Consider the following 24,827-nt stretch of genomic DNA (forward strand, 5'->3'; position numbering starts at 1 on the left):
CTCCGGCCCCTCGTGAAGCAGAACCGGCCCTGCGATCCGCGTCCCGGATTCCGCATCGTGGAATTCGGTTTTGCAATTGCCGCAAGGTAGAAATCGCCCTAGCCTCTGTCAACGACGACGCGGCGCTCCCGTCCGGGCAGTTTGCCGCCCCCCGCAACCCCGGCTGCCTTCTCCGCAGGGCCCGGCCCGCCAGCTATTCCAGGACAGTTTCATGACGACAATCAATCCCGCCACGACGCTGGACGTCGAGGGAGAGATCGCAGTGCTGACGCTCGACAACCCGCCGGTCAACGCGCTGTCGCACATCCTGCGCGAAGGCGTCGCCGCGGGGCTCGAGGCCGCTGCCGCGGACCCGGCGGTCAAGGCCATCGTCCTGATCTGTGCTGGCCGCACCTTCATCGCCGGGGCCGACATCAAGGAGTTCGGCAAGCCGATCGCAGCGCCCACGCTGCAGGATTTGCAGGACCAGATCGAGGCCCTCGACAAGCCGGTGATCGCGGCGCTGCACGGCACGGCGCTCGGCGGCGGGCTGGAGCTCGCGCTCGCCTGCCATTACCGGATCGCCTCGCCCTCGGCCAAGGTCGGGCTGCCCGAGATCAAGCTGGGCATCATCCCCGGCGCCGGCGGCACCCAGCGGCTGCCGCGGCTGGTCGGCCTGCCCCGCGCCCTCGACATGATCCTCACCGGAACGCCGGTCGGCGCGGCGAGCGCGGTGACCCTCGGCATCGTCGACGAGCTGGCGGCCGGCGACCTGCGCGCCGAGGCGCTGCGCTTCGCCAATGCGATCGTCGCCGAAGGCCGGCCGTTGCGCCGGATCCGGGACGAAGCGCAGCGACTCGACGGCGAGGATGTGGACGCCGCGCTGGCTGGCGCGCGCGAGCGCCATGGCCGCAAGATGCGCGGCTTCGAGAGCTTCGAGGAGGCGATGGAGGCCGTTGCCAATGCCGCGCGTCTGCCCTTCGACGAAGGGCTGGCCCGCGAGCGCGAGATCTTCGTCGAACTTCTGGGCGGCACCCAGTCCAAGGCCCAGCGCTACGTCTTCGGCGCCACCCGGGCTGTTGCCAAGATCGCCGACATTCCCGCCGACACGCCGACGCGCAAAATCGGCCGCGTCGGCATCATCGGCGCCGGCACCATGGGCGGCGGCATCGCCATGAACTTCCTGTCGGCGGGCATCCCCGTCACCATCGTCGAGCAGGCCCAGGCGGCGCTCGACCGCGGCACCGGCACCATCGCCAAGAACTACGCCGCCTCGGTCCGGCGTGGCCGCATCCGTGCGGAGGACGCCGAGAAGGCCAATGCCCTCCTGACGCCGTCGCTGGAATTCGACGATCTCGCCGATTGCGACCTGATCATCGAGGCGGCCTTCGAGGAAATGGCGGTCAAGAAGGAGATCTTCACGCGCCTCGACGCGATCGCCAGGGACGGTGCGATCCTCGCCTCCAACACCTCCTATCTCGACATCGACGCGATCGCGTCGGTGACAAGGCGGCCGGCGGACGTGCTCGGCATGCACTTCTTCTCGCCCGCCAACATCATGAAGCTGCTGGAGGTCGTGCGCGGCCGCGAGACCGCCAGAGACGTCATCGCCACGGCGATGAAGATCGGCCGCGACATCGGCAAGACCGCGGTGCTCGTCGGGGTCTGCCACGGCTTCGTCGGCAACCGCATGCTGTCGGCCCGCCAGCGCGAGGCCAACAAGCTGATCCTGGAAGGCGCGATGCCCTGGGACGTCGACCGGGTGCTGACCGATTTCGGCCTGCCGATGGGGCCGTTCCAGATGGCCGATCTCGCCGGGCTCGATCTCGGCTGGAACCGCGAGACGTCGAAGGGCGAAACCATCCGCGAACGGCTCTGCGAGGCCGATCGCCGTGGTCAGAAGACCTCGGCGGGGTTCTATGACTATGACGAGAACCGCAAGGGCTCGCCCTCGGCCATGGTCGAGGAGATCATCCTCACAAAGTCGCGCGAGGAGGGCTTCGAGCGCCGCGCCATCGGCGATGACGAGATCCTGGAACGGCTGGTCTATCCGATGATCAACGAGGGCGCGAAGATCCTCGAGGAGGGGATCGCCCAGCGCGCCTCGGACATCGATGTGGTCTGGATCAACGGCTATGGCTGGCCGGTCTATCGCGGCGGGCCGATGTTCACCGCCGACACGATCGGGCCCGAGGTGATCCTCGACAAGATGCGCGAATTCGAGGCCCGCTTCGGCGCGGATTTCACCCCGGCGCCGATGCTGGAGCGGATCGTGCGCGAGGGCGGCTCCTTCACCGGCGCCGCCTGAGAACGCGGCGGAGGACCCGGCGATGCGCAGGCGGGACGCGGACGGCACGGCAGAGGGACCAGCGCCGGAGGACGATCCCGGCATGGTCACCGCGCTGGTGCGCGGCCTCGACGTCCTGCGCTCGTTCCGCCGCGACGACGGCGCGCTCGGCAATCAGGAGATCGCCCGGCGCACCGGCCTGCCCAAGGCGACCGTGTCGCGCCTCACCTACACGCTGAGCCGTCTCGGCTATCTCGTGCATCTGCCCGAATCGGCGAATTACCGGCTGGGGCCGGGCGCGCTCGCCCTCGGCTTCGCCACGCTCGGCTCGCTCGGGGTGCGCGACGTGGCCCGGCCCTTCATGCAGGCGCTGGCCGACGAGACCCAGTGCTCGGTTGCTTTGGCGACCCGCGACGGCATGGCGATGCTCTATGTCGAGGCCTGCCGGGGATCGAGCGCCATCCGGGTCGATCTCGACGTCGGCAGCCATCTGAAGCTCGCAACCTCGGCCATCGGGCGGGCCTATCTCGCCGGCCTGCCGGACCGCGACCGCGCCGACTTGATGGCCAAGCTGGCCGCCCGCGAGGGCGAGGCCTGGCCGGCGATGGAGGCGGGGATCGCCGCGGCGCTCGAGGATTTCCGTGAGCTGGGTTTCGTCGTCTCGGCCGGCGACTGGAAGCGCGAGGTCAACGCCGTCGGCGTGCCGCTGGCCATCGGCACCGGCGGTCTCGCCTTCGCGCTGAATTGCGGCGGGCCGGCCTTCGCGCTGCCGGCCGAGCGGCTGCGCAGCGACGTCGGGCCGAAGCTGAAACGCACGGCGCAAGCGGTGCGTGGCGCGCTGGGACTGTAGCCGCGCCGCGCCGCCGGCTTTTGCGATGCGCATAGGAAAATCGTCGCGCCGGGACGAAGTCCCTTTTCCTTCCAGCGCGATGGCAATAGGTTTCGCCGCAATCCGCGTCGGTTTTGGGCACCGGACCGGTCGGTCACACTCAATGGGAGACCCCGATCGTGGCAGCACGCATCATCAGCTTCATCGTCGCGCTTTTCGTCCTGCCGGGACTGGCCCTCGCGCATGGCCCGACCCGCCAGAAGGCGAGCGAAACCGTGACGATCGACGCGGCACCGGACAAGGTCTGGGCCAAGATCGCCGAGTTCGGCGACATGTCCTGGCATCCGCGCATCGCCATGACCGATGCCCCCAAGGGCAACGAGAAGGGCTCGATCCGCACCCTCGGCTTTAGCGACGGCGGCATGATGGAGGAGGAGCTGTCGAAATACGACGCGACCAAGATGAGCTACTCGACCTTCATCGGCCATGTGAATGTCGACCTGCTGCCGGCGACGAACTACTCCTCCACCATCACCGTCAAGCCGGCCAAGGACGGCGCCGGGTCCGAGGTGCAGTGGCGCGCCGCCTTCTATCGCGGCTATCCGAACAACGATCCGCCGGCCGAGCTGAACGACGAAGCCGCCGTGGAAGGGGTCACCGCCTATATCCGCGAGGGTCTCGACAATCTGAAGGCGACCGTCGAATCGGGCTCCTGATGCCGCGCGTCGCGGCGAGCGGGGCGAAAGCGGCTTTCGTCGCCGCGCTGCTCTGGTCGCTGCCGGCCGCGGCCGGCGACATCGCCTATGTCACCAGCCAGGAGGCGGGAGAACTCGCCTTCGTCGATCTCGACGCCATGGCGGTGACGAAGACCATCGCCGTGACCGGCAAGCCGGCGGGGATCGCGGTTTCCAGCGATGGCCGCCGCGCCTATGTCTCGCGGCCCGAGGACAAGGCGATCAGCATCGTCGACACCGCAAGCGGCGAGACGATCGGCGAGATCGCAACCGGCGGCGGACCGCTCGGCATCGCGGTGCATCCGTCCGGCGCGCCGGTCTATGTCGCCGACTGGTTTTCCCATTCCCTGCTGGTTCTCGATCCCGGGACGCGCAAGGTGGTGGGGTCCTTCGAAACCGGGGAATCGCCTTCCGGCGTCGCCGTCAGCGCCGACGGCAGGGTGGTCGTCACCGCCGACCGCGATTCCAACCAGGTCTCCTTCATCGACACGGAAACCGGCGCGGCCATCGCCCGCGTTGCAGTCGGCGAGCGGCCCTTCGGCGTGACCATCTCGCCGGATGGCAAAAGGGTCTATGCCGCCAATGTCGGCAGCGACGACGTCAGCATCATCGACATGGCGACCCATGCGGTCACGTCCACGGTCCCGGTCGGCTCGCACCCCTATGCGGTGGCCGAAAGCCGCGGCAAGGTATTCGTCACCGACCAGTATGGCAGCACCGTCACCGTCTTCGATGCGGCGAGCGGCACGCGTCTGGAGCAACTGGAAACCGGCGAATATCCCGAAGGCATCGATGTCGGCAGCGACGGACGCTTCGTCTATGTCGCCAACTGGTTCGACAACACGCTGTCGAAGATCGATGCCGGCACGCTGGAAGTGGTCGGCAGCGTCGAGGTCGGCGGCGGCCCGCGCGCCTTCGGCGAGTTCATCGGCAAGGCGCCCTGACGATATCACATCATGGCCAGACTCTTGCGCCAGATTCGCGCGCGAAGGAGACATGCCATGACGGACAATCGCTATGGCGGCATCGCTTTCGGTGCCGCAATCGGAACCGGATTGGGGGCGCTGCTCGGCGCCTTCGTCCTGGACAATGTGGCGCTCGGCATCGCCGTCGGGATCGCGATCGGGGCCGGTTTCGGCAATACGATCGGGCGGCATTTCTAGCCGGCCGCCGTGCTGCGACGCCAAGCCGGCGAGGGCGACCGGGAGGGGCGCCCATGCGGCACCTGGTGGCACTGGGGCGGCATAAGGCAGGCGGGAATTCGGTCCCGCCCGCCGGAGACGGAACGGAAAATCGGGAGGAACCAAGATGGGACGAATCAACGCGCTGGGGCAGGGGCTGGCGATGGCGGTGGTCGCCGCCGGCCTTGCGGCGCTCACCTCCCTGCCGGCCGCCGCGCAGTCGCCGCAGCCGCCCCAGGTGATCGTCGGCGAAGCCGGGTCGGCCAAGGTGCCGGTCACCGGCAGTGTGCCGAACGCCGCCACCGCGGACTACCCGACGACCGCGACGGCCGACTACGTGTTCGGCTGCATGTCCAGCAACGGCAACACCCGCACGGCGCTGGAACAATGTTCCTGCTCCTTCGACGTGGTGGCGACGCTGCTGCCCTATCAGCGCTATGTCGACGCTTCGACCTATCTGTCGATGGGACAGGTCACCGGCGAGAAGGGGGTGCTGTTCCGCTCCAGCGCCGACGCCAAGGCGACGGTTGCCGACCTGCGCCGCGCCCAGGCCGAAGCCGAGATCCGCTGCTTCAACTGACGGTGGGGGCTGCCTTCACCCGTTGAGCAGGCGGTCCGGCAAGACCGGCACGCCAGGCGCCGGGGTCAGGCCGCGATCAGGACTGGCCGGCGGTGAAGGTCTGCTCGAAGACATTGCCCTCGGTGTCGGTGGCCTTGGCGTGGAACGGCAGCGCCGGATCACCCGCATAGTCGAAGCGGAAGCTCGGATCTTCCGAGATCGAGATGCCGCCGGTCATCGAGAACAGCGGCTCGCCGCCATGGGTGACGGCCAGCTCCGAGACGAAATGCGCCGGGATGTAGAGCAGCGTCACCTGATCCTTCTGCAGCCCGGAATTGTTCGGGTGCCGGATCATCAGCTGCGCCTCGTGGCGGGCGGTGTCGCCTGCGTCCTCCGCCGCCGCGAACTGTCGCAGCTTCATCTGGCCCATCTGGCGGGCCGCGACTTCCGGGTCCTTGGCCGCCGGCGCGGCACAGCCGCCCGCCGCCTTCACGAACTGCTTCGTCACATAGAGCGTGCCGTCCGCCGCCTCGGCCACGGCGTGGATATCGGTATAGGCATTCACCCGCACGCGAGTGGACAGCTCGGTCAGGCCGGCGCCCGGCGCGATCTCGAAGGTCGCCGCCACCGGGGCGGGATTTTCGTCGATGACCAGGGTGACGCGGCGGATGTCGCGGGCCGGATCGAGCGTCAGCTTGATCGGCACGATGGCCGGGTCGGTCGCCCGGGCCGGCGCGTCCAGCGCGATCGCGCCGCTGCCCTCGACCAGTTCCCGGTCGCCGAAGAGGTCGCCCTTCAGGCCCGGCCAGGCCGAATCCGCTGCCGCCGCGATCTCTTCCGGCGATGCCGCCCATGCGGTGCTGCCGGCGGAAAAGGCGCCAAAGGCCGCAGCCAGTCCGAGCGTCACGACGCCGCCGAGCCGGGACAAGCGGCCCGCTCTGGTCGCCGATGTCGAATGCGGCAGCGCTCCGAATAGAGCCTTCGGCATGAGAACCTCCCGGTTATGTCCTGCGAGTGCCCGTTCGCCTGCGGTCAATCTGACCGCCGGTGGCCTCGACGGCAAGGCCGGCACCGATCAACACTTGACGAGGAGCACGCCAGGAAGCGCCGTCACTCCCATTCGAGCTCGGCAAAGCCGGCAGTGGCGTTGCGGGGGTTGAAGGCGTCGAACACCTGCCACCGGTCGGCCTCGCCTGCGCCCGCCGTCTCCACCGCCTCGGCCAGCGGCACGCCGGCGGCGATGGCCGCGCGCAGGTCGGCGGCCAGGGCCTCGAGATAGGCCGTCTCGGCCTCGAGCGCCTGCGGCCACGGCGCGCTGGCGGGGCCATGGCCGGGCACGACCCGCTCGGCGGACAGATCGCGAAGGTCGGCGATCCGGGCGAGCCAGCCCTTCAGCGAGCCATCCAGCACCGGCACATGCGCCATGAACACCAGGTCGCCGGCAAACAGCGTGCCGGTCTGTTCGTCGAAGACGGTCAGGTCGTTGTCCGTATGGGCCGTCGGCCAGGCGCGCAGTTCGATGATGCGTCCGCCAAGATCGAGGCGGCGCGTGTCGGCCACCGTCTCGTCGGGCAGGGTGACCGCCACCGCCTCGGCCGCTTCGGGGCCGAGCTGTTCGCGCATCGACGATCTGTAGTGCTCGGCCCGCGCCCCGAGCGCGGCCGGCAGCTTGGCGTGGCCGATGATCGTCGCGCCCGCGGCGGCGAAGACCTGGTTTCCGAACACATGGTCGGGGTGCATGTGGGTGTTGATCAGATAGCGGACCGGCTTGTCGGTCACGGCGCGGATGGCCGCAAGCGCGGCCTCCCCATCGGCGACGCTGCCGCCGCTGTCGATCATCGCGACGGAATTCGCGCCGACGATGAAGCCGAGATTGGCGATGGCGCCGTGATTGTCCGGCGTGGTTTCGGCGACAAGTCCGGCCCGCACATGAATGCCCGGCGCGATCTCCTCGAACCCGGGCGCCGATTCGCCGGCGGCGGGCAAGGCTGAGCCGAGGAACAGCGTCGAAGCGAGCAGCGCCGCCGGCAGCCGGCGCAGGGGGGAAGGCAAGGTCCAGATCATCCCGGTATCAGGCACGCGGCGATGCCACAGGGCAAGCGCGCCGCCGCTTCAACTGGACGTGACGCGGCGGTCTTCGCCTGGCCGTTCGACGACCGCGCCGGTCGATAAACCTTGCCCATGCGCCGTTGATCGCAGCGCCGAGCGAGATGATTCCGTCGTTTCGACCATTGGCTGTCCTGCCACTTTAGTATCACGCGTGAATTGCCGACGGCGCGCAGGGTCATTCCCCGATCGGGTTGCAGAACATCCGGGCGGTCCTGCGGCGCCTCGTCGCGACTTGCGGCGCTTCGGACAGTATATCGCGCAAAAACAACGGTATTTCTCCGGTTTATGCGCCGGATGGCCAGATGAACGCGGCGCTTCCACTGCAATGCACCCAGGAAATGCTGCAGCGCACACAGGAAAAGTGGCATTCGGCGCTTGCGCAGGAAAATTTCCCGAACTAGCATCCTTCCATGGTTTCCGGCTTCAAGGTCGCAGTGTTGGGAGCGCTGCGAATCTCGAAGGCCACGGTAGGGCGTTGATCAACGGTGCCCACCAAGACCCCTATTGGCGGTCGTGACACGCTGCCGGAAACCTTCCCCCGACGCTACCGATGGTTCGACGTATGTCGGCAATCCTGCCGCCAGCCGTCGCCGGCACAGTTCCTTGGGAGGACAGTGAATGTTGAAGCTCATCACGAAGGCTGCACTTGCATCCAGCCTGCTCGTTGGTATCGGAGGCACCGCCTTCGCCAACGAGAAACTGCAGGAACTGCAGGGCGATGCCACGCAGTGGGTCATGCCGACCGGCAACTACGCCAACCAGCGCTATTCGACGCTCGACAAGATCAACAAGGACAATGTCGGCGACATGGTCCCGGCCTGGACCTTCTCGACCGGCGTGCTGCGCGGTCACGAGGGCAACCCGCTGGTCGTCGGCGACATGATGTATGTCCACACGCCGTTCCCCAACATGGTCTACGCGCTCGATCTGTCCGATGACGCGTCGATCACCTGGAAGTATGAGCCGAAGCAGGACCCGAACGTCATTCCGGTGATGTGCTGCGACACCGTCAACCGTGGCGTCGCCTATGCGCCGGCGCAGGGTGACGGCGGCCAGGACCTGGTCATCCTCCACCAGGCCGACACCACCGTCGTGGCGCTCGACGCCAAGACCGGCGAGCAGGTCTGGTCCGTCCAGAACGGCGACCCGTCCAAGGGCGAGACCGGCACGGCCGCGCCAATGGTCTTCAAGGACAAGGTGCTGATCGGTATTTCCGGCGGCGAGTTCGGCGTACGTGGCTCGGTCACCGCCTACAATCTCTCCGACGGCAAGCAGGCATGGCGTGCCTACTCGACCGGTCCGGACGACGAGATGCTGTTCGACCCCGAGAAGACCATGGCTCTCGGCGAGCCGGTGGGCGCCGATTCCTCGCTCAACAGCTGGGAAGGCGACCAGTGGCAGATCGGTGGCGGCACCACCTGGGGCTGGTTCGCCTATGATCCGGACCTGAACCTGATCTACTACGGCACCGGCAACCCCTCGACCTGGAACCCGGCCCAGCGCCCGGGCGACAACAAATGGTCGATGACCATCATGGCTCGCGATGCCGACAGCGGCATGGCCAAGTGGGTCTACCAGATGACCCCGCATGACGAGTGGGACTTCGACGGCGTCAACGAGATGATCCTCGCGGACATCGATGTCGACGGTTCCGAGCGCAAGGCGCTCGTCCACTTCGACCGCAACGGCTTCGCCTACACCCTCGACCGCGAGACCGGCGAGCTGCTGGTGGCCAAGAAGTACGATCCGGCCGTCAACTGGGCGACGGAAGTCGTCATGGACAAGGAGTCCGATCAGTACGGCCGTCCGCAGGTGGTCGCCGAATACTCGACCGAGCAGAACGGCGAAGACGTGAACTCGACCGGCATCTGCCCGGCCGCGCTCGGCACCAAGGACCAGCAGCCGGCGGCCTATTCGCCGGAGACCAAGCTGTTCTACGTCCCGACCAACCACGTCTGCATGGACTACGAGCCGTTCCGCGTGGCCTACACCGCCGGACAGCCTTACGTCGGTGCGACCCTGTCGATGTACCCGGCGCCGAACAGCCATGGCGGCATGGGCAACTTCATCGCCTGGGACGCCGGCAAGGGTGAGATCGTCTGGTCGCTGCCCGAGCAGTTCTCGGTGTGGTCCGGCGCTCTGGCGACCGCGGGCGACATCGTCTTCTACGGCACGCTCGAGGGTTACCTGAAGGCGGTGAACGCGCAGACGGGCGAGGAACTCTACAAGTTCAAGACCCCGTCGGGCATCATCGGCAACGTGATGACCTACGAGAACGACGGCAAGCAGTATGTCGGCATCCTGTCCGGCATCGGCGGCTGGGCCGGCATCGGCCTGGCGGCAGGCCTCACCGATCCCAACGCCGGTCTCGGCGCGGTCGGCGGCTATGCAGCCCTGTCCAAGTACACCGCGCTCGGTGGTCAGCTGACGGTCTTCACCGTCCCGGACCAGACCGCGAGCAAGTAAGCTGACAAGGGGCCTCGCTCTGAACAGGGCGGGGCCCTCCGCATGACTGGAGGGCCCGTCGTCAGGCATCGACCTCGACCTCGGGCCTTCGCTTTTGGGAGGGGAGGGTGCGCGCCATCCGCGCGCATCGTCCGAAGCTCGGGCCGCTTGAGTGGCCCGGTTGTCAACATGAGGCCTTGAATGAACAGCAAGTTGATCGCGATCATGGGCGCCGCCCTCCTGTCGGCCAGCACCCTGGCCATCGCGCAGGACAGTGGCACCACGGTCGTTCCCGCCGGCGAAGCGGCGCCTGCCGCAGCAGCGCCGGCCGCGGAGACAGGCGGTGCCGCCGCGGCGACCGCAACGGCCGCGCCCGCCGCCGCCGACAAGGCCCCCGAGGCGGCTGCCGCCGAGACGGCCCCGGCCAGCGGCGATGCCGAAATGGCATCCGCCGAGCACATGAAGCCCGACGCCCATCCGTCCAAGGATACGGCCACCGAAGGCAATGCGCCGACGGAAGGCGATCTCGGCAAGAATGCCGATCCGGCCGGCAACCCGACCTATGTCGTCGCACCCGACGGCAAGGTCGATTGGTACGCCTGGCGTGGCTACAAGAAATACATGGCCAATTGCATGCAGTGCCACGGCCCGGATGGCATGGGCTCGTCCTTCGCCCCCAATCTGGCGGAGTCCCTGCAGGACCTGACCTATTACGATTATGCCGGCATCGTCGTCGGCGGCCAGCAGAACAAGTGGAGCGCCGGCAACTCCATCATGCCGGCCTGGGGCGAGGATCCCAACGTGATGTGCTCGCTGGACTCGATCTACATCTACCTGCGGGGCCGCGCCGACGGCACCATCGGGCGGGGCGAGCCCAAGCGGATCGCCAACAACAAGGAGGCCCAGCAGGAAGAGTACGACTGTCTGGGATTTTAAGGCATGACAGCAGTGTCGAGGACATCTGCCGGCATCGCGAGCGTTCTGGCGCTCGCGATGTCGTTTCCGGCGGCAGCGCAGGATCGCGAGTTCGGCGGCGAGATCGAACTCGTCGACCCGAACGTCCTGCGGGTCTGCGCCGACCCGAACAACATGCCCTTCTCCAACCAGGCCGAACAGGGCATGGAGCAGGCGATCGCCGAGCTTCTGGCCGACAAGCTCGACCGCGAGGACGTGAGCTATTCCTACTTTCCGCAGGCCACCGGCTTCGTGCGGATGACGCTGGGCTCCAATCTCTGCGACGTGATCATCAGCTACCCGCAGGGTGACGAACTCGTCCAGAACACCAACGCCTATTACCGCACCTCCTACGCGCTGGTCTATCCGAAGGATGGCGCTCTCGCCGGGGTGACGACGATCGCCGACCCCAAGCTCAAGGACAAGCGGATCGGCATCGTCGCCGGTACGCCGCCGGCCACCTATCTCGCCCGCGCCGGGCTGATCGGCCGCGCCAAGCCCTATCAGCTGATGATCGACACGCGGGTCGACAATTCCGCCAAGTCGATGATCGACGATCTCGGCACCGGCGACATCGACGCGGCCGTGCTCTGGGGCCCGATGGCCGGCTATTACGCCAAGCTCGCCGATGCCGATTACACCGTCGTGCCGCTGGTGGCTGAAGGTCCGGGACCGGCCCTGGCCTATCGCATCACCATGGGCGTGCGGGCCTCCGACCAGGAATGGAAGCGCACGCTCAACCGGGCAATCCGCGACTATCAGGGCGAGATCAACGAGATCCTGCTCGCCTATGGCGTGCCGCTGCTCGACGAGGCGGACCAGCCGATCCTGTCGCAAGCCGGCAAGACCGCCCAGGACCTGCCGTTGCCGCAAGGGGCACAGGCTGCCGACGTGACGGCTCCGGCTGACGCGACGGACACCGCGGCCAGTCCCGAGCCGAAGGGGTGACCCGCCCAGGCCCGGCCATGCGGCGGATCATCCCGGCGCTGGCCTGGCTGGCGCTGGCGGTCGGCGGTGTAGGCCTTACGAGCCACGGCCCGGGCGGTTTCACTGCCCAGGCGCAGACGGCGGCAGTGGACGGCGTCGCGGTCCCGGAGCCTGAAGACTACCGCACCGAAGCCTACCGGGCACCGGTGCCCGCGACCCTTGCCGGCGGCACCGTCATCGATACGGAGACGGCGGAGCGCCTGCATGGCGAGGGCGTTGCCTTCATCGACGTGCTGCCGCGTCCGCCGCGGCCGGACCTGCCGGCGGGCACATTGTGGCGCGAACGCCCCCGCAACGACATTCCGGGCTCGCTCTGGCTGGTGGATACCGGCTATGGCGCGCTGACGCCGGCAATGGAGGCCTATCTCCTCGACGGCCTCGACAAGGCGACCAAGGGCGACAAGAGCCGCCCGGTCGTCATCTATTGTGATCGCGATTGCTGGATGAGCTACAACGCCGCCAAGCGCGCGATCCGCGCCGGCCATGAGGCCGTTTACTGGTATCCCGACGGCGTCCAGGGCTGGGCCGAGGCGGGCAACGATCTGGCCGCCAACCGGCCGGAGCCGCGACCGGACGAGTAACGCCGGTCAGCGGTGCCCCCGCCGGGACGAGCGGCCGGTCAGAAGCGCCGGCGCGTGCGCCGTACGAAGATGTAGCCGGCGACGCCCGCCGCGACGATCGCGACCACCACGAACAGGACCAGCATCGCCACCGCGCCGAGAAGCGCGCCGAACGTGTCCCAGAAACCGATCTGGGCAATCAGGATGGCGATCAGGACGATCAGCAGGAGCGGCATGGCTTTTCCTTCTTCGGCATCGGCAAAGGGCCGGTCCGAGGACTGCCCCGCGCATTCCAATGCGTCAAGCGGTCGTCGGCGTTTCGCGTCCGCCGGTCAGCGGTTGAGCATCCGCCCGCCCTTGGTTTCTATGGCGAAGCGGACGAGATCGGAGGTCCGTTCGACGCCGAGCTTCTCCTTGATCCGCGTCGAAGTGTTGGCGATCGTCTTGTAGGCGACGCCCAACCCCTCGGCGATCTCGGTCAGGCTCTTGCCTTCGCCCAGCATGTGCAGGATCTGCAATTCGCGTCGCGTCAGGTCGTCGGGCCCGGCGCCGCGGCCCGCATGGGTCGCCATCAGTGCCGCCGTCTCGCTGTCGACATAGGGCTCGTTCTTCAGCGCCATCTCGATCGCCTCGACCAGTTCGTCCGACGGCGCGCTCTTGGCGACGTAGCCGAGCGCGCCCTCGCGCCGCGCCGAGGCGGCATAGACGATGTCGGAATACATCGAGAACACGACGATCCGCGCCTTCGGGTCGTCGGCCCGCAGCCGTCGCAGGACGTCGAGACCGCTGCCATTCTTCAGGTTGATGTCGAGGACGACGACGTCGGGCCGCAGGCGACGGAACTCCGCCAGCGCCTCGGACGGGGTCTCCGCCTCGCCGATCTCGCTGACCTCCAGTGTTTCCACGAGGCGCCGGACGCCGTCCCGCACCACCGTATGATCGTCGACGATCAGTATCTTCATGACGTCTCCTGCCTGTCGTCGCCGTCGATATGGGGGCCGGTTCCGCGCGGCAGCGGCACCCAGCCTTCGAGCCGGACGCCCGGCGGCAGGGGCACCTGCGCGATGTCCAGACGCCCGCCGACCGCCTCGACCCGCTCGCGCATGCCGATGAGCCCGAAGCCGCCGGCCGTGCCCGTCGCGGGCAGGCCGCCGCCATCGTCGACCACCGAAAATTCCAGCCGTCGTGCGCGGGTCTCGAGCCGGATGGCGATGCGGCTCGGGTGACCATGGCGAAGCGCATTGTGCACCGCTTCGCGCACCGCGCGCAGCACCAGGACCTCCAGCGTGCCGCCCCAGTCGCCATCTTCCAGCGCCGCAGTGATGGCGATGTCGGGGTGGCGCCGGGACAGGTCGGCAACGAGATCCTCGATCGACGCCTTGAGGCCGAGGCCGGGCATCAGGCCGGGGCGCAGATCGGTGAGGATGCGGCGCACTTCCTGGCGGGCGCGATGGGCGGCCGACTTGATGTCCTCGGCCCGCGACGCGATCGTCTCGCCGCCCGCAAGCTTGGCCGACGCCCGGCGGATCGCCGAGGCGTCGACGTCGATGACGAAGAGCAGCGGGCCGATCTCGTCGTGCAGATCGCGCGCCAGTTCGGCGCGCTCCTCGTCCTGCAGCAGCAGCAATTGCTCGGAGAGCCGGCGGTTGCGGGCCGAGATCTCGTCGAGCCGCCTCGCCATGTCGTTGCAGCCGGCGGCCAGCGCCCGCATCTCCGGCGGGCCGGCGGGAGCCAGGTCGATATCGTAGTCGCCGCCGCCGATCCGGGCGAAGGCCGCCTGGATGTCGGCGAGGGGGCGCAGGGCCCGGTCGGCAACGACCCAGATTGCGGCGAAGGCGATCAGCAGGAAGGCGATCAGGATGGCGAGGCTGGTGGCGAGGTCCATCCAGCTGCTGGCCAGTTCGTTGCGCGGGTCGATGGAAACGACCGCCGCCGTCATCGGCAACGCGCTGCCCGACAGCGGCATGATGATGGTCGAGGGCGGGGGCGCCAGAAAATCGACGAACCATTCGGGCAGGCCGCCATAGGCCTCGGCCGGCTGCGAGGCGGCGCGCACCGCACCGGTGGCATCGATCAGCATCATCTGGACATGGCGGTCGCCGTTGAAGGCGCGCACGAAGCTGGCCAGCTCGCCCTGCGTGTCGCGGGAGGCGGGCAGTTCGGCGATCAGCTGGGCAACGCGGTTGGAGGCGACGGTGCGCGCCGCGGTCAGTTCGGCTTCGATGTTGGACGAGGCCTGCCGAAAGCCCAGAAGGCCGCCGATCACCAGGATGGCGAGGAAGGCGGCGGTGAGCGTGGCGGCTAGGCGAGCTTTCAGGGACAAGGCGGCCGATCGTTGCGGTGACGGGAAGGCGGGCCCGGCGGCTGTGCCGCCCGCAGCCCGGATCGCATTCATTCAGACGCGCTGGCGTGGTCAGCCGTCAAGGGCGGCGGCGCCGATGATCCGTCGCGCTAGCCGCCGAAATCGCAGGCCGTCTCCGGCTCATCGATGCCCAGCGTGTCGAGTTCGGAGACCTGGTGCAGGAAGCCTTCCTGCGGCGACGACGACACCACCGAGGCCTCGGTGCCGAGCAGCACCGGCTGGCGCAGCTGCCAGTCCCAGTCGCGGAAGGTCAGGCGCTGGCCCTTGAAGGCGGCGACGGTGAAGTCGGGGCTCTTGATGAAGGCATCGATCGTCGCCGGATCGACCGACTGGGTGCGCGAGGCGGCCTCGCCGATGACCCGCACCGCCGTCCAGGCCTGCATGTCCTTGGATTCCATCCGCCGGTCGGCGGCGTCCACGAAGCGGTTCTGGATCTGCGCGCCGCCCCATTGCTCGCTGGCCGGATGCCAGGAGCCGGGCGTCAGGCCCGCCGTGCCGGCGACGGGACGGGGAATCCAGTTGCGCCAGGGCACATAGCTGCCGAACACCTCGCTCTCGTCGGCGACCAGCAGCACGTCGTGATCGGGCAGATCCTGCAGGAAGACCGGAATCTGGCGCTGCACCAGCGCCTGGCCGGAATCGGTCGCCCGGGCGCCGCCCTTGTCCTCGAACAGCTTCTCGGCGACGATCTTGCCGCCGAACTTGGTGGCCGAACGCTTCACCGCCTCGGCGAATTTCTGGTCGTCGGGATGTTCGCCGGCCACCAGCGCCCATTCGCGCCACTGCTTCCACATCAGATATTGCGCCAGACCGTCGGTCAGCATGGCCCGCGAGGGCGCGGTGTGCAGCATGTTGGGGCGGCAGTCCGCGCCGCGCAGGCTGTCGTCCGTGGCGCCGGCGTTCAAGACCAGCGCATCGGCCGCGGCCGCCAGCTCGGCCACCGCCAGCGTGTCGGGACCGGACAGGTCGGTGACGATGTAATGGACGCCGGCATCCAGCATGGTCCGGGCCGCCGCTGCCACGTCCTCGCCCGGCTTCAGCGTCACCACGTCCATGGTGAAATTCTGGCCCATGAAGGAGCCGGTGGTGTTGTTGTCGGCGATCCCCACCTCGGCGCCGGCGACGCCGATATCCTCCGGCGGAATGTTGAGCACCGAGAGGGCGAGGGTCGGCTCCCAGGTCCTGAGATAGCCGAGCTTGACGGTCTGAGCGGCTTCGGTTGCCGAGGGAGCCGCCTGGGTTGCCGGCTCGGCAGCCGGCTCCTGCGCCTGTCCCGCGCCGGCCATCACCAGCATCAGGGCCGCGGCCCCCGTCAGCGCGCGTGCCATCGCCGTCTTCGACATGATCTGCCTCCCATTCCCCCGGCGGGCTCCCACCCGCCTCCCGCGCACACCCGCGAAAATCGTTTGCTCCACGGGCTCAGGGCGTTAGTTCTAGCGCCAGCGCGGTGGGCATCGCGTTCCACGGAGAAGCGAGAGTGTTCGTCCTACCATTGTTTCCCCAAGGCCGCGCGCCAAGGCAAGGCAGAGTTTTTCCCGTTGTCGCCTTCCTTCTGGCGCTGGCACTGCCCGCCGCAGCCGCCGACAGGACCGTCGCCATCTTCGACTTCGAACTGATCGATTCCAGCCTCGAAGGCTCGATGATGGGTGAGAACGCCGACGAGCAGGCCCGGCTGGACCGCCTGGCACCGGACCTGCGCGAGGCAATCGCGGCACTGCCCGGCTACAGCGTCGTCGACATCGCGCCGGTGCGCGAACGGGCGAAGAAGCAGTATCTGCAGAGTTGCGGCAATTGCAGCCAGACCTTCGCCCGCGAGATCGGTGCCGACATCGCCGTCACCGGCACGGTGCAGAAGGTTTCCAACCTGATCCTCAACATCAACGCCTATGCCTTCGATGCCAAGACCGGCGAAGCGATCGCCCGCGGCAGCGCCGACATCCGCTCCAACACGGACCAGAGCTGGCAGCGCGGTATCGATTACCTCTGGGAGAACGTCCTCGAGACGCAGTTCGAGGCCGCACGTTGATCAAACTCCTGGCGAGCGTCACCGGGCCGCACGAAGCCGGCATCGTCCTCGAGGGCGGTGCCGATCTCGTCGACCTGAAGGACCCGGCAAAGGGCGCCCTCGGCGCCGTCTCGCCGCAGGTGCTTGCGGAAACCATGGACATGGTTGGCGGCCGCCGGCCGGTGTCGGCCGTCGCCGGCGACCTGCCCATGCTGCCGGACACGGTGCGCGAGGCGGCCGAAGCCCGTGTCGTCGCCGACTTCGTCAAGATCGGCCTGTTTCCGGCCAGCCGCGACGCGCGCCTCGCGGTGATCGAGGGACTGCGGCCGCTGGCAAAGCGCACCGGGCTCATCGCCGTGTTCTTCGCCGATGGCGACCCGGATTTCAGCCTGCTGCCGGTGCTGGCGGAGGCCGGCTTCAGGGGGGCGATGATCGACACGATCGGCAAGTCGAGCGGCCGGCTGATGGCGCATCTGTCGATGACAGCGCTCGGCGACTTCGTGCGGAACGCGCGCGACCTCGGCCTGATGAGCGGACTGGCCGGATCGCTGGAGCCGCCGGACGTGCCGCGGCTTGCCGTCCTGCGGCCCGACTATCTCGGCTTTCGCGGCGCGCTGACGACGGGCGCCCGCGACGCGCCGGTGGATCTTGCCGCGGTGCGCACGATCCGCGCGCTGCTGCCGGCGACCGAAGAAGCCGCCCGTGGCGTCGAGCCGGTCGCCGGGCGCGGCGATCGCATCCTGGTGCGCGATTTCACCGTGCCGATGGAGATCGGCGCCTATGACCATGAGCGCGGCCGGACCCAGAAGGTGCGTTTCTCGGTCGAGGCCGAGATCGCCCCGATCGGCGCCGATGCGCGGTCGATGGCCGACATCTATTCCTACGACCTGATCCTCGACGCCATCCGGGCGCTCGCCGCCCGCGGCCACACCGATCTGGTCGAGACGCTGGCGGTGGAACTCGCCGAAACGGTGCTGGCCGACGCCCGCATCCGCGAGGTGACGGTGCGGGTCGAAAAGCTCGAACTCGGGCCCGAGGCCGTCGGCATCGAACTGACGCGCCGCCGCGCCGGCAGACGCTGAACCGGGCTCCGATCCAAGAATCTCGCGGGGCGGGTGGCATGGCCGGGCCGGCCGTGACACGGTGGCCGCGTGAATGGCAGAGCGTTGCAGGGGGCAGCTTCGTGGACAACATCCTGGTCGTGAAGTTCGGAGGCAGCTATGCGACCACGCCCGATCTCCTGCGCTGGCTGAAGGCGATCGAGGCGACCCGGATGCCGGTGGTGATCGTGCCGGGCGGCGGCCCCTTCGCCGAGGCGGTGCGGCGCTACCAGCCACGCATCGGCTTCGACGACGCGACCGCCCACGAGATGGCGATCCTGGCCATGGAGCAGTTCGGCCTGGCGCTGGTCGGCCTCGGCAGCCGTCTGGTGCGGGCAAGCGACGATGCCGGCATCGCGGCGGCGCTGGAGCGCGGCGACATCCCGGTCTGGATGCCGCGGCAGATGGCGCTGGCGGCGCCGGAGATCGACCGGGACTGGTCCGTCACTTCCGACAGCCTCGCCGCCTGGCTCGCCGGTCATATCCCCGGCGCCCGCCTCTGCCTGATCAAGCAGATCGACCTGCCGGACGATTCCACCCTCGCGGCCCTGGCCGGCGCCGAAATCGTCGACGAGGCGTTTTCGCGGGTCCTGGGCGAGGCGACGGATTTGTATGTCGCCGGTCCCGCCGACCTGTCGGCGGCCGGCATCAATCTCGGCGAGGGGACGATCCCCGGACGCCGGATCCTGCGCCAGCCGATGCCCGCGCCGGCCGCCTCGGCATCGGACTGAGACGACGCCCATGTCACGATCCCTGGCGTCTGCGTCGCATGCGTTGCTTCGGCGCTTCCCATCGCTCCCGCACTGGCCGACATAACCGGCCATGGCGAAGGAAACCCTGCTCTTTCTGACTGGTCATCTGGCGCGTCCGCGGCTCGAACGCGTGCTGACGGGGCTCGGCGAGACCGATTTCGACTGGGCGATTGCCGATATCGGCGTGAAGGTCGCGGCGCTGGCCACCGGCGACATCATCGAGCGTCGCCTCGCGCGACCCGTTGCGGCCGACAGGGTGATCCTGCCGGGGCGTTGCCGCGCCGATCTCGATCGCCTGTCCGAGAGCTTCGGCGTGCCGTTCCAGCGCGGTCCGGACGAGCTGGCCGACCTGCCGGCCTTTCTCGGCCGCAAGGGCACGCCGCCGGATCTGTCGCGGCACGACATGCGGATCTTCGCCGAGATCGTCGATGCTTCGGCGCTGACCGTCGAGGACATCGTCGGGCGGGCCGAGGCGATGCGTGCGGCCGGGGCGGACGTGATCGATCTCGGCTGCCTGCCCGACACGCCCTTCGATCATCTGGAGGCGGCCGTTCGCGCGCTGAAGGCCGCCGGCCACCGGGTGAGCGTCGATTCCGCCAATCCCGACGAACTCGCCCGGGCCACGCGTGCCGGCGCCGACTTCCTTCTGAGCCTCACCGAAGAGACCCTCGACATTGCCCGCGAAGGCGAGGCCGTGCCGATCCTAGTGCCGGCAAGGCCTCATGATTTCGCCTCGCTGGAACGCGCCATCGACCGGGCCCGCGAGATGGGCATCGCTTTCGTCGCCGACCCGATCCTCGACCCGATCCATTTCGGCTTCGCCGCCTCGCTGGTGCGCTACCACCGGCTGCGCGAAGCTTATCCCGATGTCGAGATCCTGATGGGGACGGGCAATCTCACCGAGCTGACCGACGCCGATACCTCCGGCATCACCGCGACCCTGCTCGGCATCTGCTCGGAACTGGCGATCCGCAACCTCCTGGTCGTGCATGTCAGCCCGCATACGCGGCGCACCGTCGAGGAGCACGACGCGGCGCGGCGCATGATGTTTGCCGCCCGCGCCGACGGCGCCCTGCCGCGCGGCTATTCCGGCGCGCTGCTGCAGGTCCACGACGTGAAGCCCCATGCGGCGACGCCTGAGGAACTGGCCGAGCAGGCGGCGACGATCCGCGACCGCAATTACCGCATCGAGACGGCGGCCGATGGCGTCCATCTCTACAATCGCGACAGCCATGTCACCGCGACCGACGCTTTCGAGTTCTTCCCCGAACTGGAGGTCGCGGGCGATACCGGCCATGCCTTCTATCTGGGCGCCGAACTGCAGAAGGCCGAGATCGCCTGGCGGCTCGGCAAGCGCTATGCGCAGGACACGCCCCTCGACTTCGGCGTTGCCGCGCCGCGGCGCGAGGAGGACCGCACCCGGCTGGAGGAAGCCGGCCATACGCTGAAGGCGAAGAAGCAGACCCCGTCCGGCTGACGGGCCGACAGAGACAACCCGCGAGAGACCGACGATGCCCTATATCCGCGAGACGATCCTGACCACGGCCTCGGCCGACGGCGTGGTGCATATCGCGCCGCTCGGCATCATCCAGGACGGCGACGGCTGGGTGATCGCGCCGTTCCGGCCCTCGACGACCCTTGCCAATATCGAGGCGACGGGCGTCGCGGTCGTCAACTACACCGACGAGGCGAAGATCTTCGCCGGCTGCCTGACCGGCCGCCGCGACTGGCCGCTGGCCCCGGTTGAGGGCTGCGCCGTGCCGCGGCTTGAGGCGGCCCTCAGCCACGACGTGCTCGAAGTCGTCTCGGTGACAGGCGACGACATCCGCCCGCGCTTCCACTGCCGCGTCGCCTCGTCGGGCCAGCATCGGCCGTTCCTCGGCATGAACCGGGCCAAGGCGGCGGTGCTGGAGGCCGCCATTCTCGTCAGCCGGCTCAAGATGTTGCCGACCGAGAAGATCGAGGACGAGATCGCCTATCTGAAGATCGCCATCGACAAGACGGCGGGACCCGATGAGGAGCAGGCGTGGTACTGGCTTCTGGAGAAGGTCATCGCCCATCTGGCCGAGGTCGAGCCGACCGCCTGAGCCTTCGCGACCGACCGAAATAATGCGGCTCCACTGAACAGACTGTCGCAGCGGCGAACCAATTCGCCTCTCGCGTCGTTCCCTTCTCGATTTCGAACCATTCCAACCTGCAGCGGCCGGGATCGCGCAGGCGGGGCGAAGCGAAGGGACCTTCACCTTGATCAATCTGACCATCAACGGAACCGAGCATCAGCTCGAGGCCGACGTACGGACGTCGCTGCTCGACGCGCTGCGCGACCACCTTGCCATGACCGGCACCAAGAAGGGCTGTGACCACGGCCAGTGCGGCGCCTGCACCGTGCTCGTCAACGGCCGGCGGATCAATTCCTGCCTGACCCTCGCCGTCATGCACGAGGGCGACGACGTCACCACCATCGAGGGGCTGGGCGAGCCCGGCAATCTCGACACCATGCAGGAGAGCTTCCTGCACCATGACGGCTACCAGTGCGGCTATTGCACGCCGGGCCAGATCATGTCGGCCACCGGCATGCTGGGCGAGGTCAAGGATGGCTGGCCGAGCCATGTCACCGACAAGCTCGACGGCCAGGTCGAACTGACCGACGCCGAGATTTCCGAGCGCATGAGCGGCAATATCTGCCGTTGCTCGGCCTATCCGAACATCGTCGATGCGATCCGCACCGCCAGCACCAAGAACAACTCGGGAGGCCCGGCATGAAGCCGTTCGAATATTCCCGCGTCTCCGAGGTCGCAGAAGCCGGTCAACTGGCCGGCCGTTTCATCGCCGGCGGCACCAATCTGCTCGACCTGATGAAGCTGGAAGTCGAGGCGCCGGACCGGCTCGTCGACATCACCCGGCTGCCGCTGAAGGACATCGAGGAAACCGAGGATGGAGGCCTGCGCATCGGCGCGCTGGTCACCAATGCCGATCTGGCCGCCGATCCGCGCATCCGCCGCGATTACGCGGTGCTGTCGCGGGCGCTGCTCGCCGGCGCGTCCGGCCAACTGCGCAACAAGGCGTCCACCGGCGGCAATCTCCTGCAGCGCACCCGGTGCTATTATTTCTATGACACCACGTCGCCCTGCAACAAGCGCGAGCCGGGCTCCGGCTGCGGTGCCATCGGCGGCTTCAATCGCATCCACGCCATTCTCGGCGCCAGCGACAAATGCATCGCCACCCATCCCTCCGACATGGCGGTGGCCATGCGCGCCCTCGGCGCCATGGTCGAGACGGTGTTGCCGGACGGTTCGACCCGTGAGCTCGATTTCGACGGCCTCTACCGCCTGCCGGGCGACACGCCCGAGATCGAGACCAATCTGGAGCCGGGCGAGCTGATCACCGCGGTGCGCCTGCCCAGGCCCGCCGGCGGCGTCCATGTCTACCGCAAGGTCCGCGACCGTGCGTCCTACGCCTTCGCGCTCGTCTCGGTCGCGGCCGTGATCACCGTCGAGAACGGCACGATCTCGGCGGCGCGTCTCGCCTTCGGCGGGCTCGCCCACATGCCGTGGCGCGACGAGGCCGTCGAGGCCGCGCTGATTGGCCAGGCGCCGTCGAAGGACCTCTTCGCCAAGGCTGCCGACATCCTCCTGAAGGATGCCCGGGGGCAGGGCGGCAATGACTTCAAGATCCCGCTGGCGCGCCGCACGCTGTCCGCAGTGCTGGCCGAGGCGACGAAGGGAGACGCATGATGAACACCCATGTCATGGACAAGGAGATCGGCGAAACGCGGCTCGACCGCGAGACGCAGGGCGTCATCGGCAAGCCCGTCGACCGCTACGAAGGCCCGCTGAAGGTCTCCGGCAAGGCGACCTACGCCTATGAATATCTCGCCGACGACAAGAACGTCGCCTATGGCTTCATCGTCACCGCCAGCATCGGCAAGGGGAAGATCGTCAAGGTCGATGGGTCCAAGGCGCTCTCCGCGCCGGGCGTTCTCGCCATTGTAGACGGCGACAGGATCCTGCGGGCCTCCTCGCAGCCGATGGCGCCGGCCGCCCAGACGATCGACGGCGAGGTCTTCCATTACGGCCAGCCGGTTGCCGTCGTCGTCGCCACGAGCTTCGAGGCGGCGCGTCATGGCGCCAAGCTGGTCGAGGTCGAGTACGCTCCGGCGAGCAGCGGTCGCTACTCTCTCGAACAGGTCAAGGATCAGGGCCGCGCCTCGGACCAGGGCGTGATGCCGGCCGACACGGAGCGCGGCGATTTCGAGACGGCGTTTGCCAAGGCCGAAATCCAGTTCGACCAGACCTACACGACGCCGAGCCACCATTCCTCCGCCATGGAGCCCCATGCGAGCGTGGCGAAGTGGGACGGCGACAAGCTGACCGTCTGGTCGTCCTGCCAGCTGCTGGAAACCAACGTCCAGCAGATAGCCAACGGCGTCGGCGTGCCGGTCGAGAATGTCCGTCTGCTCAGCCCCTATATCGGCGGCGGCTTCGGCTCCAAGCTCGGCATCGGCCCGGATGCGGTGCTGTCGGCGCTCGCCGCCCGCGCTGCCGGCCGCCCGGTCAAGCTGGCGCTCAGCCGGCCGCACGTCTTCCAGACGACGTCGCGGCGGTCCGAGACCATCCAGCGCATCCGCATCGGCACGACGAAGTACGGCCACATCACGGCCTTTTCCCACGAGACCTTCGCGGCCAATTCGCCGGGCAACGGCTTCTTCGAGCCGGCCGGCATTTCCAGCGTGTTCCTCTACGCCGGCAAGGATCGCAGCGTCACCCATCGCTTGTCCGAGACCGACGTCCTGATGACCTCGGCCGTGCGCGCGCCGGGCGAGGCCGTCGGCATGCTGGCGCTGGAAAACGCCATGGACGAGATGGCCGAGAAGCTCGGGCTCGATCCGCTGGAGTTCCGCAAGTTGAACGAGCCGGAGGTCGCGCCGCAGGACGACCTGCCGTTCTCCTCGCGCAAGCTGGTGGAATGCTACGAGGAAGGCGCCCGCCGCTTTGGCTGGGACAAGCGTCCGGCCAGGCCGGGCAGCGTCCGCGAGGGCGAATGGCTGATCGGCTACGGCATGGCCGCGGCCTCGCGCGCCAACTCGCTGATGAAGTCCTCGGCCGAGGTGGAGATGACGCCGGACGGCCGCGCGGTCGTGCGCACCGCCATGACCGACATCGGCACCGGCACCTACACGATCCTGCAGCAGATCGCCGGCGAGATGCTGGGCCTGCCGCTGGACCGCATCGATGTCGAGCTGGGTGATACGTCGTTGCCGTCCTCGTCCGGTTCCGGCGGCTCCTGGGGCGCCAACAGCGCCGGCTCGTCGGTCTATGTCGCCTGCGAGGCCCTGATCGGGGAGATCGCCCAGCGTCTCGGCGTCGAGCCGGACGGGCTGACCCTGAAGGATGGCCACGCCATCGCCAACAACCGGCAGGTGCCGTTCACCGAGATCCTCGACGGCGAGAGCCTGATGAAGCTCGGCACCATCAAGCCGGGCGAGACCTCGCAGAACTACAATCAGGCGAGCTACGGCGCGCATTTCTGCGAGGTGGCGGTCAATGCCGTGACCGGAGAGACGCGCGTCCGCCGGCTTCTGACGGTGGCCGCTGCCGGTCGGATTCTCAACGAGAAGACGGCGACGTCGCAGTGCTATGGCGGCCAGATCTGGGGCATCGGCTCCGCTCTGACCGAGGAACTCGTCACCGACGAGCGCACCGGCCTCCTGGTGAACCACGATCTCGCCGAATACCACGTGCCGGTGAATGCCGACGTGCCGCAGCTCGATGTCGTGCTGCTGCCCGAGCGCGATCCCCATGCCAGCCCGCTGGCCGGCAAGGGCATCGGCGAACTGGCGCTGGCCGGCGTCGGCGCGGCGGTGACCAACGCCATCTACAATGCCTGCGGCGCCCGCGTCCGCGACTATCCGATGACGCTGGACAAGGTGCTTGCCGGCATGTCGCCGGAGATCGACGCGGCCGCATAAGCCACGCAAATAGACA

At 68.3% G+C, this 24,827-nt stretch carries 25 protein-coding genes; 18 read left to right on the forward strand and 7 right to left on the reverse strand.

The window, feature by feature from the left end:
• The first annotated feature begins 211 nt into the window (after positions 1–211).
• From ACEQX1_RS18775 to ACEQX1_RS18800, 6 genes are all read left to right on the forward strand, one after another.
• Entirely contained in the window at positions 212–2,287 is a 2,076-nt protein-coding gene (locus tag ACEQX1_RS18775) for a 3-hydroxyacyl-CoA dehydrogenase NAD-binding domain-containing protein (protein WP_370197353.1), read from the forward strand.
• A 22-nt stretch (positions 2,288–2,309) separates the two neighbouring features.
• On the forward strand, positions 2,310–3,116 hold the full coding sequence (locus ACEQX1_RS18780) for an IclR family transcriptional regulator (RefSeq protein WP_370195915.1): 807 nt from the start codon (positions 2,310–2,312) through the stop codon (positions 3,114–3,116).
• 155 nt (positions 3,117–3,271) lie between these two features.
• Positions 3,272–3,811 (forward strand): SRPBCC family protein, encoded by a 540-nt coding sequence (locus tag ACEQX1_RS18785; protein WP_370195919.1) that lies wholly within the window; start codon positions 3,272–3,274, stop codon positions 3,809–3,811.
• On the forward strand, positions 3,811–4,773 hold the full coding sequence (locus ACEQX1_RS18790; protein ID WP_370195916.1) for a beta-propeller fold lactonase family protein: 963 nt from the start codon (positions 3,811–3,813) through the stop codon (positions 4,771–4,773). The genes ACEQX1_RS18785 and ACEQX1_RS18790 overlap by 1 nt, the downstream gene beginning before the upstream one ends.
• Positions 4,774–4,830: 57 nt before the next feature.
• Positions 4,831–4,992: a hypothetical protein gene (locus ACEQX1_RS18795; protein ID WP_085931402.1), complete on the forward strand. Its 162-nt coding sequence runs from the start codon at positions 4,831–4,833 to the stop codon at positions 4,990–4,992.
• A gap of 286 nt (positions 4,993–5,278) precedes the next feature.
• Positions 5,279–5,590, forward strand: a complete 312-nt coding sequence (locus tag ACEQX1_RS18800; protein ID WP_370195920.1) for a hypothetical protein — start codon at positions 5,279–5,281, stop codon at positions 5,588–5,590.
• A 76-nt stretch (positions 5,591–5,666) separates the two neighbouring features.
• Here the strand turns inward: ACEQX1_RS18800 and ACEQX1_RS18805 are convergent, their stop codons facing one another.
• The 3 genes from ACEQX1_RS18805 to ACEQX1_RS18815 form a co-directional block, all read right to left on the reverse strand.
• Complete coding sequence (locus tag ACEQX1_RS18805) at positions 5,667–6,557, reverse strand: quinoprotein dehydrogenase-associated SoxYZ-like carrier (RefSeq protein WP_370197355.1); 891 nt, start codon at positions 6,555–6,557, stop codon at positions 5,667–5,669.
• 122 nt (positions 6,558–6,679) lie between these two features.
• Positions 6,680–7,633, reverse strand: coding sequence for a quinoprotein relay system zinc metallohydrolase 2 (locus tag ACEQX1_RS18810; protein WP_370197439.1), 954 nt, complete (start codon positions 7,631–7,633; stop codon positions 6,680–6,682).
• Positions 7,630–8,082 (reverse strand): hypothetical protein, encoded by a 453-nt coding sequence (locus ACEQX1_RS18815; protein ID WP_370197357.1) that lies wholly within the window; start codon positions 8,080–8,082, stop codon positions 7,630–7,632. Before ACEQX1_RS18815 ends, ACEQX1_RS18810 begins: the two co-directional genes overlap by 4 nt.
• A gap of 214 nt (positions 8,083–8,296) precedes the next feature.
• Between ACEQX1_RS18815 and ACEQX1_RS18820 the strand changes: the two genes are divergently transcribed.
• From ACEQX1_RS18820 to ACEQX1_RS18835, 4 genes are all read left to right on the forward strand, one after another.
• The gene (locus ACEQX1_RS18820) at positions 8,297–10,144 is read left to right on the forward strand and encodes a methanol/ethanol family PQQ-dependent dehydrogenase (protein WP_370192606.1); all 1,848 of its coding nucleotides are present in this window, start codon (positions 8,297–8,299) and stop codon (positions 10,142–10,144) included.
• A gap of 180 nt (positions 10,145–10,324) precedes the next feature.
• Entirely contained in the window at positions 10,325–11,059 is a 735-nt protein-coding gene (locus ACEQX1_RS18825; protein WP_024349714.1) for a c-type cytochrome, read from the forward strand.
• Positions 11,060–11,062: 3 nt separating this feature from the next.
• Positions 11,063–12,025, forward strand: a complete 963-nt coding sequence (locus ACEQX1_RS18830) for a substrate-binding domain-containing protein (RefSeq protein WP_370197359.1) — start codon at positions 11,063–11,065, stop codon at positions 12,023–12,025.
• Positions 12,026–12,042: 17 nt separating this feature from the next.
• Positions 12,043–12,645, forward strand: a complete 603-nt coding sequence (locus ACEQX1_RS18835) for a rhodanese-like domain-containing protein (protein WP_370192612.1) — start codon at positions 12,043–12,045, stop codon at positions 12,643–12,645.
• Between the two features lie 38 nt (positions 12,646–12,683).
• Here ACEQX1_RS18835 and ACEQX1_RS18840 read toward each other — a convergent pair whose 3' ends face one another.
• The 4 genes from ACEQX1_RS18840 to ACEQX1_RS18855 form a co-directional block, all read right to left on the reverse strand.
• Positions 12,684–12,860 carry a hypothetical protein gene (locus ACEQX1_RS18840; protein ID WP_230786400.1) on the reverse strand — a complete coding sequence of 59 codons (177 nt, stop codon included), beginning with the start codon at positions 12,858–12,860 and terminating at the stop codon, positions 12,684–12,686.
• 96 nt (positions 12,861–12,956) lie between these two features.
• Positions 12,957–13,586, reverse strand: coding sequence for a response regulator transcription factor (locus ACEQX1_RS18845; RefSeq protein WP_009210883.1), 630 nt, complete (start codon positions 13,584–13,586; stop codon positions 12,957–12,959).
• Positions 13,583–14,947 (reverse strand): histidine kinase, encoded by a 1,365-nt coding sequence (locus tag ACEQX1_RS18850; RefSeq protein ID WP_370197361.1) that lies wholly within the window; start codon positions 14,945–14,947, stop codon positions 13,583–13,585. The genes ACEQX1_RS18845 and ACEQX1_RS18850 overlap by 4 nt, the downstream gene beginning before the upstream one ends.
• Positions 14,948–15,075: 128 nt before the next feature.
• Positions 15,076–16,272: an ABC transporter substrate-binding protein gene (locus ACEQX1_RS18855; protein ID WP_370192657.1), complete on the reverse strand. Its 1,197-nt coding sequence runs from the start codon at positions 16,270–16,272 to the stop codon at positions 15,076–15,078.
• 191 nt (positions 16,273–16,463) lie between these two features.
• Here ACEQX1_RS18855 and ACEQX1_RS18860 point away from each other — a divergent pair, with 191 nt between their 5' ends.
• The 8 genes from ACEQX1_RS18860 (at position 16,464) to ACEQX1_RS18895 (ending at position 24,811) form a co-directional block, all read left to right on the forward strand.
• Positions 16,464–17,012: a DUF3280 domain-containing protein gene (locus tag ACEQX1_RS18860; RefSeq protein ID WP_277024133.1), complete on the forward strand. Its 549-nt coding sequence runs from the start codon at positions 16,464–16,466 to the stop codon at positions 17,010–17,012.
• Positions 17,009–18,073 carry a (5-formylfuran-3-yl)methyl phosphate synthase gene (locus tag ACEQX1_RS18865; protein ID WP_370192617.1) on the forward strand — a complete coding sequence of 355 codons (1,065 nt, stop codon included), beginning with the start codon at positions 17,009–17,011 and terminating at the stop codon, positions 18,071–18,073. The genes ACEQX1_RS18860 and ACEQX1_RS18865 overlap by 4 nt, the downstream gene beginning before the upstream one ends.
• 101 nt (positions 18,074–18,174) lie before the next feature.
• Complete coding sequence (locus ACEQX1_RS18870) at positions 18,175–18,822, forward strand: amino acid kinase (protein WP_370197363.1); 648 nt, start codon at positions 18,175–18,177, stop codon at positions 18,820–18,822.
• A gap of 91 nt (positions 18,823–18,913) precedes the next feature.
• Positions 18,914–20,320, forward strand: a complete 1,407-nt coding sequence (locus ACEQX1_RS18875) for a DUF6513 domain-containing protein (RefSeq protein WP_370192621.1) — start codon at positions 18,914–18,916, stop codon at positions 20,318–20,320.
• Positions 20,321–20,354: 34 nt separating this feature from the next.
• Positions 20,355–20,930: a DUF447 domain-containing protein gene (locus tag ACEQX1_RS18880; RefSeq protein ID WP_187391101.1), complete on the forward strand. Its 576-nt coding sequence runs from the start codon at positions 20,355–20,357 to the stop codon at positions 20,928–20,930.
• A 121-nt stretch (positions 20,931–21,051) separates the two neighbouring features.
• Positions 21,052–21,606, forward strand: a complete 555-nt coding sequence (locus tag ACEQX1_RS18885; protein WP_370192659.1) for a 2Fe-2S iron-sulfur cluster-binding protein — start codon at positions 21,052–21,054, stop codon at positions 21,604–21,606.
• A complete protein-coding gene (locus tag ACEQX1_RS18890; protein ID WP_187391102.1) occupies positions 21,603–22,577 on the forward strand; it encodes a xanthine dehydrogenase family protein subunit M in 975 nt (324 codons plus the stop codon). The genes ACEQX1_RS18885 and ACEQX1_RS18890 overlap by 4 nt, the downstream gene beginning before the upstream one ends.
• Positions 22,574–24,811, forward strand: a complete 2,238-nt coding sequence (locus ACEQX1_RS18895) for a xanthine dehydrogenase family protein molybdopterin-binding subunit (protein ID WP_370192625.1) — start codon at positions 22,574–22,576, stop codon at positions 24,809–24,811. Before ACEQX1_RS18890 ends, ACEQX1_RS18895 begins: the two co-directional genes overlap by 4 nt.
• The last annotated feature ends 16 nt before the right edge of the window (positions 24,812–24,827 follow it).

Source organism: Aurantimonas sp., assembly GCF_964217435.1.
GTDB lineage: Bacteria > Pseudomonadota > Alphaproteobacteria > Rhizobiales > Rhizobiaceae > Aurantimonas > Aurantimonas coralicida.

Bases quoted from the DNA above. Each gene is read 5' to 3' on its own strand.
- ACEQX1_RS18775 (WP_370197353.1), top strand. From the start codon at position 212: ATGACGACAATCAATCCCGCCACGACGCTGGACGTCGAGGGAGAGATC.
- ACEQX1_RS18780 (WP_370195915.1), top strand. From the start codon at position 2,310: ATGCGCAGGCGGGACGCGGACGGCACGGCAGAGGGACCAGCGCCGGAG.
- ACEQX1_RS18790 (WP_370195916.1), top strand. From the start codon at position 3,811: ATGCCGCGCGTCGCGGCGAGCGGGGCGAAAGCGGCTTTCGTCGCCGCG.
- ACEQX1_RS18795 (WP_085931402.1), top strand. From the start codon at position 4,831: ATGACGGACAATCGCTATGGCGGCATCGCTTTCGGTGCCGCAATCGGA.
- ACEQX1_RS18805 (WP_370197355.1), bottom strand. From the start codon at position 6,557: ATGCCGAAGGCTCTATTCGGAGCGCTGCCGCATTCGACATCGGCGACC.
- ACEQX1_RS18810 (WP_370197439.1), bottom strand. From the start codon at position 7,633: ATGATCTGGACCTTGCCTTCCCCCCTGCGCCGGCTGCCGGCGGCGCTG.
- ACEQX1_RS18815 (WP_370197357.1), bottom strand. From the start codon at position 8,082: ATGCTAGTTCGGGAAATTTTCCTGCGCAAGCGCCGAATGCCACTTTTC.
- ACEQX1_RS18820 (WP_370192606.1), top strand. From the start codon at position 8,297: ATGTTGAAGCTCATCACGAAGGCTGCACTTGCATCCAGCCTGCTCGTT.
- ACEQX1_RS18825 (WP_024349714.1), top strand. From the start codon at position 10,325: ATGAACAGCAAGTTGATCGCGATCATGGGCGCCGCCCTCCTGTCGGCC.
- ACEQX1_RS18830 (WP_370197359.1), top strand. From the start codon at position 11,063: ATGACAGCAGTGTCGAGGACATCTGCCGGCATCGCGAGCGTTCTGGCG.
- ACEQX1_RS18835 (WP_370192612.1), top strand. From the start codon at position 12,043: ATGCGGCGGATCATCCCGGCGCTGGCCTGGCTGGCGCTGGCGGTCGGC.
- ACEQX1_RS18840 (WP_230786400.1), bottom strand. From the start codon at position 12,860: ATGCCGCTCCTGCTGATCGTCCTGATCGCCATCCTGATTGCCCAGATC.
- ACEQX1_RS18845 (WP_009210883.1), bottom strand. From the start codon at position 13,586: ATGAAGATACTGATCGTCGACGATCATACGGTGGTGCGGGACGGCGTC.
- ACEQX1_RS18855 (WP_370192657.1), bottom strand. From the start codon at position 16,272: ATGGCCGGCGCGGGACAGGCGCAGGAGCCGGCTGCCGAGCCGGCAACC.
- ACEQX1_RS18875 (WP_370192621.1), top strand. From the start codon at position 18,914: ATGGCGAAGGAAACCCTGCTCTTTCTGACTGGTCATCTGGCGCGTCCG.
- ACEQX1_RS18880 (WP_187391101.1), top strand. From the start codon at position 20,355: ATGCCCTATATCCGCGAGACGATCCTGACCACGGCCTCGGCCGACGGC.
- ACEQX1_RS18890 (WP_187391102.1), top strand. From the start codon at position 21,603: ATGAAGCCGTTCGAATATTCCCGCGTCTCCGAGGTCGCAGAAGCCGGT.
- ACEQX1_RS18895 (WP_370192625.1), top strand. From the start codon at position 22,574: ATGATGAACACCCATGTCATGGACAAGGAGATCGGCGAAACGCGGCTC.